The sequence below is a fragment of the Streptomyces sp. MK7 genome (genome assembly GCF_032658145.1).
Classification (GTDB): domain Bacteria; phylum Actinomycetota; class Actinomycetes; order Streptomycetales; family Streptomycetaceae; genus Streptomyces; species Streptomyces spiralis.
This window is the reverse complement of record NZ_JAVACL010000091.1, coordinates 1-10,729: the sequence shown is the minus strand read 5'-3', so window position 1 is coordinate 10,729 and position 10,729 is coordinate 1. Positions and strand designations below refer to the sequence as shown.

The 10,729-nt window shown below is 69.3% G+C and carries 16 protein-coding genes and 1 pseudogene; 4 read left to right on the top strand and 13 right to left on the bottom strand.

Translation table 11 applies throughout. From position 1 onward, the window contains the following. Nucleotides 1–315: 315 nt before the first annotated feature. Complete coding sequence (locus tag R2S09_RS39345; RefSeq protein WP_316746061.1) at nucleotides 316–489, bottom strand: hydrophobic protein; 174 nt, start codon at nucleotides 487–489, stop codon at nucleotides 316–318. Nucleotides 490–618: 129 nt separating this feature from the next. On the opposite strand from R2S09_RS39345, the gene R2S09_RS39340 reads away from it, so the two are divergent. Next, a complete protein-coding gene (locus R2S09_RS39340; RefSeq protein WP_316746059.1) occupies nucleotides 619–801 on the top strand; it encodes a hypothetical protein in 183 nt (60 codons plus the stop codon). A gap of 121 nt (nucleotides 802–922) precedes the next feature. Here R2S09_RS39340 and R2S09_RS39335 read toward each other — a convergent pair whose 3' ends face one another. Both R2S09_RS39335 and R2S09_RS39330 read right to left on the bottom strand, forming a co-directional pair. Further along, nucleotides 923–1,495 carry a transposase gene (locus tag R2S09_RS39335; RefSeq protein WP_316746057.1) on the bottom strand — a complete coding sequence of 191 codons (573 nt, stop codon included), beginning with the start codon at nucleotides 1,493–1,495 and terminating at the stop codon, nucleotides 923–925. A 245-nt stretch (nucleotides 1,496–1,740) separates the two neighbouring features. Then, the gene (locus R2S09_RS39330; protein ID WP_306191674.1) at nucleotides 1,741–2,220 is read right to left on the bottom strand and encodes an ATP-binding protein; all 480 of its coding nucleotides are present in this window, start codon (nucleotides 2,218–2,220) and stop codon (nucleotides 1,741–1,743) included. Between the two features lie 673 nt (nucleotides 2,221–2,893). Here R2S09_RS39330 and R2S09_RS39325 point away from each other — a divergent pair. Then, nucleotides 2,894–3,256: pseudogene (locus R2S09_RS39325) on the top strand (STAS domain-containing protein); the annotation flags it as partial. Between the two features lie 313 nt (nucleotides 3,257–3,569). After that, on the top strand, nucleotides 3,570–4,580 hold the full coding sequence (locus tag R2S09_RS39320) for a ferritin family protein (RefSeq protein ID WP_316746055.1): 1,011 nt from the start codon (nucleotides 3,570–3,572) through the stop codon (nucleotides 4,578–4,580). A gap of 108 nt (nucleotides 4,581–4,688) precedes the next feature. On the opposite strand, the gene R2S09_RS39315 is transcribed toward R2S09_RS39320, so the two are convergent. The 4 genes from R2S09_RS39315 to R2S09_RS39300 all read right to left on the bottom strand — a co-directional run bounded on the left by R2S09_RS39315 (nucleotide 4,689) and on the right by R2S09_RS39300 (nucleotide 6,769). Further along, the gene (locus tag R2S09_RS39315; protein WP_316746054.1) at nucleotides 4,689–5,243 is read right to left on the bottom strand and encodes a DUF2231 domain-containing protein; all 555 of its coding nucleotides are present in this window, start codon (nucleotides 5,241–5,243) and stop codon (nucleotides 4,689–4,691) included. Between the two features lie 175 nt (nucleotides 5,244–5,418). Then, the gene (locus R2S09_RS39310; protein ID WP_306192720.1) at nucleotides 5,419–5,544 is read right to left on the bottom strand and encodes a hypothetical protein; all 126 of its coding nucleotides are present in this window, start codon (nucleotides 5,542–5,544) and stop codon (nucleotides 5,419–5,421) included. Nucleotides 5,545–5,746: 202 nt separating this feature from the next. Further along, a complete protein-coding gene (locus R2S09_RS39305) occupies nucleotides 5,747–5,926 on the bottom strand; it encodes a hypothetical protein (RefSeq protein WP_316746053.1) in 180 nt (59 codons plus the stop codon). A 471-nt stretch (nucleotides 5,927–6,397) separates the two neighbouring features. After that, nucleotides 6,398–6,769: a hypothetical protein gene (locus R2S09_RS39300; protein ID WP_316746051.1), complete on the bottom strand. Its 372-nt coding sequence runs from the start codon at nucleotides 6,767–6,769 to the stop codon at nucleotides 6,398–6,400. 319 nt (nucleotides 6,770–7,088) lie between these two features. Here R2S09_RS39300 and R2S09_RS39295 point away from each other — a divergent pair, with 319 nt between their 5' ends. Next, nucleotides 7,089–7,319: a hypothetical protein gene (locus R2S09_RS39295; RefSeq protein ID WP_316746049.1), complete on the top strand. Its 231-nt coding sequence runs from the start codon at nucleotides 7,089–7,091 to the stop codon at nucleotides 7,317–7,319. On the opposite strand, the gene R2S09_RS39290 is transcribed toward R2S09_RS39295, so the two are convergent. The 6 genes from R2S09_RS39290 to R2S09_RS39265 form a co-directional block, all read right to left on the bottom strand. Continuing rightward, nucleotides 7,300–7,854, bottom strand: coding sequence for an NUDIX hydrolase (locus R2S09_RS39290; RefSeq protein ID WP_316746048.1), 555 nt, complete (start codon nucleotides 7,852–7,854; stop codon nucleotides 7,300–7,302). The two genes, R2S09_RS39295 and R2S09_RS39290, sit on opposite strands and share 20 nt — an antisense overlap. Beyond that, entirely contained in the window at nucleotides 7,854–9,215 is a 1,362-nt protein-coding gene (locus R2S09_RS39285) for a hypothetical protein (protein ID WP_316746046.1), read from the bottom strand. The genes R2S09_RS39290 and R2S09_RS39285 overlap by 1 nt, the downstream gene beginning before the upstream one ends. A 37-nt stretch (nucleotides 9,216–9,252) precedes the next feature. Then, a complete protein-coding gene (locus tag R2S09_RS39280) occupies nucleotides 9,253–9,438 on the bottom strand; it encodes a hypothetical protein (RefSeq protein WP_306192717.1) in 186 nt (61 codons plus the stop codon). Continuing rightward, a complete protein-coding gene (locus R2S09_RS39275) occupies nucleotides 9,435–9,809 on the bottom strand; it encodes a hypothetical protein (protein ID WP_316746044.1) in 375 nt (124 codons plus the stop codon). Before R2S09_RS39275 ends, R2S09_RS39280 begins: the two co-directional genes overlap by 4 nt. Then, nucleotides 9,782–10,156, bottom strand: coding sequence for a hypothetical protein (locus R2S09_RS39270; RefSeq protein WP_316746042.1), 375 nt, complete (start codon nucleotides 10,154–10,156; stop codon nucleotides 9,782–9,784). The genes R2S09_RS39275 and R2S09_RS39270 overlap by 28 nt, the downstream gene beginning before the upstream one ends. Further along, a partial coding sequence (locus R2S09_RS39265; RefSeq protein WP_316746041.1) for a TnsA-like heteromeric transposase endonuclease subunit occupies nucleotides 10,122–10,729 on the bottom strand: 608 nt, incomplete at its 5' end. The genes R2S09_RS39270 and R2S09_RS39265, both read right to left, overlap by 35 nt.

Here is a 10,729-nt window from a genome sequence, read left to right as displayed (position 1 = left end):
AAGGTCACAACCACAATCTGAGATCTCTACCGAACCCGGGGCGGTTCACTGAGCCCGCAACGACGCGCCGACCTCGACCAACTCGGCATGCGCTGGTAGCGGCTGGGGTCACTGGGTGGGGCCGGGGGCGGGACGTGACCGGAGGTTGCGCGGGTTCCTGGCGCGCGTGGTCCTTCCCGCCCCCGACTGCGGCGCGCCTACCCCGGATGCCGTTGGGGACGCGTTCGTCCGGTGTGTTTCCTCGCAGGCTCCTGGATGTGCCTGTGGGCCCAGCCGTGTGCACGGCCGGGCCCACAGGGTGGGTGTGGTGTCAGGTCACCATCGGTACCAGCGGCCGCGGCCGCCGCCGCCGGCGTTCGTGGACCGCACCAAAAATCCGAGCAGCCAGATCACCAGCACGACGAGGGCCACCCACCAGAGAATCTTGAGGGCGAAACCGGCGCCGAAAAGGATGAGCGCGAGAAGCAGTACCAGCAAAAGGGGAACCATGGATATCAACCTCCTGGCCCGCCGTGTGCCCTCCATCCTAGTGTTTATTCCTCGTATGTCCCTTTGTTTACGAGGGGTCGACCGGGGCACGAGCCGGTTACCGCAACGACGTTGACGAGGCTGTCTTTTATGAGTGCCCGTGAGAAGGCGAAGACGAAGAGCGAGCAGGCCAAGGGCAAGGCCAAGGAGGTTGCCGGAATGTTGCTGATCCCCAATGACCAGTCCTACGACCGACGCACCTGTGAAGTGGACATCAAGGACGGTGGCGGGATGCATCCTCCGGAACCACCCAGCAGGGGGGAACAGCTGTAGGGAGGTCAAGGCGGTTGAGCGCGAGGCACGGGTCTGCCGGCGCCCCGGTGTTTGCGCTGTTTGGTGGTCTGGTTGTGTGCCCATCGCCCCGGTGCGACCTTGCTGCGGCCGCTCCGGGTTCTCAGGATCGGCCACCGCATCGGTTTCTTGATCGCTCGGGGCAGTCCCGGCCGGACCGGGACAGCAGCAGACGGGACCGCGCTTCCTGGATGGCCTCCTTCCAGGCGTTGGTCAGCGTGCGCCTGGAGGTGCCGTGCTGGGACGGTACGCTGCGCCGGGCGATCCGGACGCACCGGAGGTAGGAGAGCCGGTCGGCATCCAGGACCGGGCCACTTGCTGCGGCATCGTACGCGAACCGGCGAACGGCCTGGTGAACCCCGAGCAGGGCCCACAGCTCCTGCCGCACGGCTTCAGGGGTGCGCGATCGGAGCGGTCCGCCGGGACCGAGGTGGTTCTTGATCTCGTCGAAGGCCAGCTCGATCTCCCAGCGCTGCCGGTAGAGGGCGATCAGCTCGTCCGCCGGGTACTGCTCGGTGTCCAGCAGGGACGTGCCCAGGTGCACGACCTTGTCGTTCTTGGTGAAGGTGATGACGCGGTAGGTCGTCTCCTTCGACAGGACCCGGCCTTCGCGGACTGCCCGGAGACGGACATCCTTGCCGGGGCGCATCAGGGACAGCCGGGAACCGTCAGGCAACTCCGCCTGAGTGGTGCCGAGGTGGTTGGACTGGAGCCTGGCCAGCAGATGGGCGCCAGACGTGGTTATGCGTGGACGAATTCGACCGACCAGAACCCGCGGTCGGCGATGACGAGATCCCCGGGGCCTGTCGAGCTGGCCAGCGGGTAGGCCAGGCGCCGTTTTCTGGCCAAGTCCTGAAAGTTGGCCTCGCCCCTCCTGGTGCCCCGGGCGGCCAGAGGTTGACCGCCGCAGCAGACGGGGCGTCACACGACCTGGTGGCCGGCCGCGTCTCCGTCCGGATCGTCGGCCAGCTCGATCGCCGCGGTGATGCGCTTGCCCACCGGCTCCCGGTGCACCTCGAAGTCCTGGCAGACGGCCGTGACGATCTCCAGGCCGTGCTGCCCCACGCGCTGCGGATCCGCTGCAAGGATCACTGGCGCCTTCGGCTCTGTGTCCCACACGCTCACCTCGACGACACCCCCCTCGAGCTCGAGTGACAGCAGCCACGGGCCGGGGGCGTGCTTGCGGGCGTTGGTCACCAGCTCGCTCACCACGAGTTGCACCATGTCCCCCGCCCGCGCGCCGATCTGCAGCCCGTGATCGGCCTGCAGATCGGCGAGGAACGACCGGGTCAGATCACGAGCCTCAGCGATTTCCTCACCACCGGGGAACGCGGCCGACATAGCTATCGGCCCGGCGGCCGGCCCCCGGCCCGGAACCTCACCTTCAGCAGCCTGCTCCATAAGCCGCCTCGCTCTTGCACACTCCCGCCTGACCTCAAGCGCGTACCCACGGATCTCCACTCCAGGCCCGGGCGCACCGGCGACCTGCATGCTGCAGCCTGCAGTCGGTGGACGAGCTGGCGACTCCCGTATCCGGCAGTCCGGGGAATCGTTGAGCAGACCATCGCGTGCATGAACATCCGTCCCCTCACGGATACGCGAACCTCGTGAGGGCCCGGGGAGCCTGCCCTACCTCGGGCCCTCACCCCTGTCCCGTCACAGCCACCGACCGGCAATGAACGGGGCTGCGGTCGGGGCCGACGCCGCCGGTCGGCGAGCGTGCTCTGGTCGGGGTCCGTGCCCAGATGCCGGCGGGCCCGAGGACAGGTCCGAAGCCCCGCCGGCTGCGGGCGGAGGCCAGAAGCGGGGAGCCCGGAACAGGTGAGGACGGAGGCGGCCGTCGTACTGAGTCCGGATCTTGGGATGCTCGGTAGCTGCGGCTGGTTCCAGGATGCGATCCGGGGGGCATGCGCCGTGTATGGGATAGGGCGGCATCTGCAGGCAGTACGGACAGGCAGGTCCGAGGAAGGCCTTGCAACGCGTCGCTGGGGGTCTTGTGCCGTCCAAAGACCTGTAGAGGGATGGTCATGCGAACGACCATCATCCGTACCGAGCAGCTCGCCTCGCTGTCAGCTACGACAAGGTAAACGGCTGGACCGTTGTCGAGATCGACGGCGAGGTCGACCTTCGCACCCACTCCGGGATCCGCCAAGCAGTGATCAAGCTGCTCGGTGAGGGACACCGCGCTTTCGTCCTGGACCTGTGCGCCGTGCCCTTCCTCGACTCCATCGGCCTGGGCACGATCGTAGCGATCACCAAACTCATCCGGGACCGCGAAGGATCCCTGCGGATCACCTGCCCCTCCCTCCGAATGCTCAAGGTGTTCCAGTACGGCGGCCTCAGCGACGCCTACGCCTTCTACGACTCACCCCAGGAAGCAACCCTCCAGGCACCCTCCCCCGACGGCCTGGCCTCCTGGCCCGGCCCTCAGAGCTGACAAGGCATCGCCGGCCACGTGCCGGCGCCCCGGATGCGCTCCCACCACAGCCTGGACCACGCCGGCCCAGTCCTCGACCACAGGACCTACCACGGCAGGCCACAGCGTTGCGCAGTCCGACCGGCCGGAAATGCGCAGCCTGTTCTCGGCGACGGCCGAACCCTGACCCTCTGACGACGCTTGGGTTCTGCCGCTCGATCGGTGTCCCCACCCCTGGCGCCGACTCGTCGACACCCTCGGGGGCAGACGATTACTGAGCGTATTCACTCGGGTGGGTGACGTGAAGGGGCGGTGGCGTGGATGCGCGGGTGGCATGAGGAAGGGCGTTCGCACCCAGAAGGGTGTGCCCCGGAAGGAGGACATCGTGTTCCGCCATTCGACACGTACGTTCGCAGTGGGTCTGTGCGCGCTGGCCGCGGCCGCGCCGGCGGCACCGGCCCTGGCTGGGGAAGCGCCGTCCCCGGCGCCACACACCGCTGCCCCGGCTCTCCAGGCGCAGACGCTCGCCGACCTGGCCACCGCGATGAAGGGCGAGGCGTACGCCTACGCCGCCTACAGCCTCTTCGCCGCCGAGGCCGACCGCCAAGGCCTGCCGGCCGTCGGCAAGCTCTTCCGCAGCACGGCGCAGACCGAGCTGAACGAGCACCTGCGCGAGGCAGCCGCCCTGGCCGGAACCGTCGGATCGAACGCGGCCAACCTGCGCCAGGCCATCAACGGCGAGACCTACGAGCACCAGGTCATGTACCGCCGCTTCGCCGAACAGGCCCGCTCGGACGGGGACCTCGAGGCCGCGAAACTCTTCAGCGAGATCGCCGCGGACGAGGGCCGCCACCGCGACGCCTTCCGCGCAGCCCTCACGGTCGTCACCACCGGCCGCGGCACCATCCCCGCGCCGTCGAAAGCAGACGTGGTGCCGGTGCCCGCCGGACAGCCGAAGGTCAAGGCCGCCCGCACCAAGACCAACCTGGACACCGCCCTGCACGGCGAGGCCCTCGCCCACGCCAAGTACATGCTCTACGCCGCCCACGCGCGGCAGACCGGCAACTCCGCGCTGGCCCGCCTGTTCGAGGGCACCGCCAACATCGAACTGCAGGAGCACCTCGGCGGCGAGGCGGTCCTGGCCGGCCTGGTCCGCACGACGAAGACCAACCTGCGCACAGCCATCACCGGTGAGCACAACGAAGCGACCACCGTGTACCCGGGGTTCGCCAAGCGGGCCACCGCCGTCGGTGACAGCGCCGCCGCCCGCTACTTCCGCGACACCGCCGCGGACGAGGCCAAGCACGCCGCCGCCTTCCAGAAGGCGCTCGACCAGCTGCGCTGAGCGCTGTGGCCGCACCCGGAGACCGGCCCACGCATCACGCGAGGCAGTCCGGCCAGCCGACACCTCACACAGGCCGGCCGGACTGCCTCCGGCACCGCCGCCGCCGCGTCACCGCCCGGCGCCGGACCGGCTTGTTGAAAAGCGGCCCTGCCAGGCCGCCTTCGCACCCGAGTCACCGATCCGGTACACCTGGATGGCCGCGCCGACGGCCACGACCAAGGCGATCACCAGCGCCACCACGCGCACCACAAGCGAAGAAGCCAGCCGGGCCACGGCGGACGCCCTGCCCTCGGCGGGGCTGCCGGCCTCCCCACGGCGGTTTCGTTCCCAGCGAGGGCCGGCGCGGCCGAGCAACCAGACGGCGACCGTCAGCACGAACAGGGCGATCGCCCACGGGGTGAGAGAGGACCCCATCTCGGCGTGCTCTTCCACCAGCGCACTCTCCCGCACCCGGTCCTCCAGCCACTCACCGGATTCGGTGGTCAGCACCACCAGGACAAGAGTGACCAGGCCCATTACCGGCAGCACCCAGCTGAGCCTGCGTGCCGCCGAAGACCACAGCACACAGACCACGAGCGCCAACGCCGTCAGCGGAATCAGCACCACTGCGCCGTGGACGAAGAGGGGATGGCCGGGAAGGCCGTTGATCAGCCCAACATCCATGGATCTTCTCCCACAGGCACACAAGGGCATGCAATCAATAACCGATTATTTCAGGAATTGTGCGGCAGATCCGTCCGGTGCAGGAGGAGTGCGCGCGTATGGAGCAGCCCTCGAGGTGCAGCATGCCCATCGCATCTGCCAAGCCCCGGGCCCCGGGCCCCGGGCCCCGGATGGACTACAGCACGCCGAGCAGGGCGTTGTCCTCCCACTGGCCGACGACTTCGAGGTAGCCGGCGAGCACCTTCGAGTGCGGTGCCCAGCCGCCCTGCTTGGCGATGACGATCTGATCGTGGCCCTTCATGCGGGAGGACGTGGCGAGGCCGCGGCAGGGGCTGCGGCCGGTGAAGCGGATCTCGATTCCGGCGCGTTCGCCGGCGCGGGTGACGATGTCGCCGATCGCCGCGGGCTGCAGGGCCGCCCTTAAGGACGGTGTGCCACGGGTTGTCCAGTCGGCGCCAGGCGTAGCCGTCCGGGTCGGTGAGGCCAGCCACCTCCTTCCACGCCTACCAGGCTCTCACCGGGCAGATCGATGGCCGGGACCCGCACGGGACCGGTACGACGCGGGGGCGGACCTTGGACACGCGCAGGTCGGCCTGGATGCCGCCGGGGTTCCCGGCGTAGTCACGCACCCGGTTGAAGGCGAGTTCGCGCCGGCGGCCCGCGACGGCGAAGTGCATGAGCACCAGGGCACGGTCGCGGAATGCCGGTGAGGTTGTCCGGGCAGGCGGCGCTGATCTTCACCAGGTGCTCGACGAGCAGCAGGGCCTGGCCCCGGCCGCGAGTCTCCCCGTTCTCCTCCACCTCCTTCACCAGCTACTTGAGCCGGTTGCGGGCGACGCCGTCCTCCAGCCGCACCCCGTGCTCGACGCGGGCGGACACCACGGTGCCGGAGATCCGCCGGTCGATGGTCGACGGCGCGGTGCACGACCCCTTCCCCCCCAGGGTGCGAGTCTCGGTTTCAGGTCAACGAGTGACGTCATTGGCGTCACGGTGTGTACAGCTGCCGAGACCTCGTCGAAGTCGTCCTTGTAGGTCAGACGGCTGTTCAGTGGTGCATGTCGCAGCTGACCCGTCTCGCTGAAGGTGAGCCACCTCGGGGCCGTGACCAGCGGTGGTTCAGATTGAGCGAGACGGAGGCGCGGCTGGCGTCCCGCTCAATCTGAGTTCTGGACGCCAGGACTTGCCTCGCGTTCGGCGGCGAACTCGTCGAGAAGCTGGAACAGGACCTTGATCGCGTGCTTCTCGTCCTCGGGCGGCAGGTCGGTGATGTTGTTCCAGCCCTCTGGGAGCGCGATGTGCAGAACCTGTCCTGGCCAGGCATGGTTGCAGTTGCGGCCGCGGCGGGTGACGAGCCACTCGTGCCAGCCCGTGAGCCCCTGTCCGCCGTGACGTATCGCGTGCTGGTCGTAGCCGGTGAGGAAAGCGGTCAGCTGGTGGAACGACGAGGCTGTGCCGACGAACATGCCGGGACGCTGCCCGACGCAGGCGAAGTACTCGCGCTCGCTCATTTCTCTGATCTGTCTCATCGGTATCCCCCGCGGGGCTGGTGCGGTCCGCTCTGTGCACTGTGCGGATGCCGACGGTCGTTCCAGAGTCGTCTGAGGGCTTCGAGGATGGCGTCCCGCCGAGTGCAACACCGTTGCTTTTGGACTGCGCGCGCCCTGTCAAGGGGGCAGGACCCCTGGTAGTCCCTTTGGTCTCGAAGCCGAGGGACGAGCGATCCGGGGGTCCCGTTGTCTGTGAACTCTGTCAGTGTCCGGTCCGGTGCGCCATCGTCGGACGTGTACGCGCCTGGTCAGTTGGGCGAGTTGACGCAGGTCCCTACTGAACCGCCTGGACGCCTCCATGGTGCTGTTGGCGGACGCCTACTACGACGCGTTCGGGTTTCCTGCGCGCCGTCGCCGCCGGCGCCTGAAAGCCCGCTACCGCAAGACCGTGAGCAAGTACAGCTTCAAGCGAGGCGATCACCCCCGCACCGTCCAGGCGTACACGTTGGAGGTGCAGATCATCCAGGACGGCGCCGCCATCGGCGCGCGGAGCCTCGACTGTGGGTGCGCTAACCACGGGTCGCGCTGAATGCCCCGAGTGCGGCAAGGGTGAAGCCGTCCCGCAACTCTCCCACACGAACCGCGTTCGCGATTTCCTCTGGACTCCACCAACGTGCCGCGGCGATCTCGCCGTCGCCGGCCGCGCCGCGGCGCAACGGGACGTCACCCGGAACCGAGACCTCGACGACGGCGACCTCGCTCTCCAACATGCCGGAGTCGACGTCCAGATACGCCACCGCGGTCGCTGCGGAGCCGACCAGTCCCGCCTCCTCGGCCAGTTCGCGCAGCGCGTCCGAGACAGGGTCGGTCTCGCCGAAACCACGCGGAAGTTCCCAGGCCCACCGGCCGATCGCCGGCCGCCACTGGCGGACCAGCAGAATGTCGTCACCTCGTCGAGCCAGTACCACGACTCCTGTACGGCCACCGCCGACGCGAACGCGGTGCCGGACGGTCTCGGCACCGGAGGGCAGGCGGTAGGTGTCGAGGTAGACCTCGCACCATCGCCCGCCGTCGGCATCGGTGTAGGCCTTACGGGTGTGCGTGCGCGGCGCCTCGCCGTCCATCAGACCGTCCTTCCCAGCACCCCGGGCAGCTCTATCACGTCGTACCGCCCCCGGAAACCGGTCAGGCGGGTCACCCCGGCCGCAACAGCCGCGACGACCACCGGCGCGAGCGCTCCGCCCGCGCCTGCGGCGAACGCTCCTTGCGTCCCCTCGCCGAGCAGGCTGGTCGCCAGGCTCATCCCACCTCCGGCGACCATCTGGGCGGTAACCCCGCGCGCGTTGTGTACGAAACGCTGGAGCCGGGTCACCGACATGTCGTCCACGCCACCTGCCGGCGGCTCTTTCGTACGCTCCGCGAGCAGGTCCCCCACCTCCTGCAGCGCAGCGAGGTCCCGCTGGTGCCACCAGCGGGTGAGGGCGTCGGCTGCGTCATCCGTGTAGCGCCGCCATTGCGCAGCGCTCATCAGGCCGAGTCTCAGTTCGAACCTGGTCGGATAGGTCACGACCGGTGTCTGCTCCACGGGCGTCGCCGCCTCGCGGCGACGCACACCGCGCCGCGGTGAGGCCAGCCCGAGCAAGCAGCCTTCGGCCGCCGCGATCGCTCGGTAGTACGTCTCGTCGAAGGACTCGCGCAGCGTCTGTGCATCCGCCTGCGCCGCCTGGTCGCCAGAGCGCAGAAGGGGGTCGAGTCTCTCGTACAGGCGGCTACGGTTGGGCAGACCCTTCACGTCGAGTTCCCCGCTGGTCCAAGCGGCGAGCACCGACCGGCCCTCGTCACTGGCCAGATCCTCCGGGCGCGGCGGGGGACCCAGCACGTACGCGGTCGCGTAGTCGGCCGGCATCAGGGAGCTGACCTCCAGCACGCCGCGTTCAGCGGCCTCCAGCCAGTCACTCCACCGCGCGACCGTGCGCCGCCGCAGCGGAGTGTCGAGGACACCGGTCGCCGCCAGCAACTGGTCCGCCAACCCGGCCGGCCCCTCCGCCGCGAGGGCCGCGGCCGCACCCTCGGCGTCCGCGCGGACGGCCAACTCCCGTTGGAGCCGCACGCACTGTTCGTCGGGGATGGGGAGGGAAGAGAAGAGGAAACCGGTCGAGAGCAGGGCGATCAGCTGTCCGGCCAGATCCGCGTTCCGTGAGTTCACCCGGATCGGGAGTACCGCACCACCGCCGATCGCCCGGATCGCCAGCTCGTCGAGGAGTGCGGCGGGCCGGAGCACAGCGAAGGCCGCACCGTCGAGCAGTTGGGGATAGGTCAGGAACAGAGAGCCGCCCTGGATGACTTCCCAGCGCAGCCGCCCCAGCAGTTCCGCCCGCCCGAACTCGGTCAGCCGCTCCGTCGGGGCGGTGCCCCCGGGCGCTTGGGCACTCAGCCTGGTCCGCTGCCGTACGCTGTCCCACTCCGTGCTGAGGACCGCGGTCATGTACCAGCCCCTTCTGTGACGTCCAACGGGAGCCAGTTCAGCATGTGCCGATGGGCAGAACAAAGGAACTGTGTTGTCCGGCAGGCAGCCGACTGGCGAAACCCCCGACGCACAGCCGTTCGTACTCGGCAGCGTTGGGGGCCGGCACAGCCTGCTCGATGGCCGGATCCCATCCCCGAAAGACGAGTACACGTTGCAGGGCGCCCACGATCATGTCGATCATCGTACGAACAGATGCTGCCCGGTCGAGACCGCTTCCAGCAGACGGTAGAACGCCGCCCGGGACGGCATCCGGACCATTCCGGGACCGTGCTCGGCGACCAGGAGCCGTTCGACGCGGCGCCGCAGCACCTGCGCGGAGACGGTCGGCTCGTCCGTGCGGCTGCCCGCGACCTTCGCGATCGCCTCGACCACCCGGGGATCGGCCCGGCTCGTGCCGGTGGCAGGCTTGCGTAGCCTGCCGTCGATCAGGCCCGCCACCCCCTCGTTCTCCAAACGGGACCGCATCCGGCGCAGCGTGCTCAGCCCCACCTCCTCACCGCGCTCCCGCAGTTCGGCCACCTTGGTCAGCTCCCGCTGCCGCAGCGAGTGCACCGTCGGGTCGTACTCGGCCCGCACCGGGCTGCCGGGCTGCCTGCATCGCCGTCCGGGCGGCCGGTGAGCAGCTCGGTCAGATGCCGCCTCCACCACTCAGCCCGTCGTGCCGCTTCCTCCGGCAGCCCCTCGAACACCCGGGCCTCCGGCAGCGGCGGGCGGTTCAGCGCGGTGCTGAGCACGGTGAAACCCTCCGACGCCAGCAGGTGTCCCAGCAGCACGACGCTGGCGGCCTGGGTGTCATCGAACAGCCGCACCGACGTGCCGTGCAGGGCGGCAACCGTGTGCTCCCGCCCGTCGTAGCGGACCCTGTCACCCAGCGACAGCAGCCTCGGACGCGCCGGCATCCTCTTCCGCCTCCTCCGCGATCACAGGCACCGGGCTCACCTGCGTGGCCGCCGACAGCAGACCAGCCTCGAGATCCACCGCCAGCTCCCGGCACCAGAGCAGATGGAAGAGCACCGGCAGCACGGCGATCGGATCACCCACCGCACTGACCCCCGCCAACAGACCCCGGGGCCGGGTGAACGCCGCCCGAAGCTCCGCCGCCATGGGCTCCCGCCGCACCCGTGGATGCCGGTAGCCCGACAACCAGCGCAGATTCGCCGCCAGCACCGGATCGAGCACACCCACCCGCTCGAAACCCCAGCCCACCCGTGCCCAGGCCGCTGCCGTGACCTCGAACTTCACCGCGTCCTCGGGCTCGATCCGGTCGTTGGGACGCACGTCCAGCACCACACCGGTGCCGTCCCGACGGCGCACGAAGTAGTCCGGGGTATGGCTGATCCGCCAGGCCCCGCCACCGGACCGCCACGAGAACCGGAACGGCTGCGACGCCATCGCCACCACCCCCGGATCACAGTCCAGCCGCAGCAGCTGACCGAGTTCCGCCCACGACTCTTGACGTGCTCCCTGGCCTA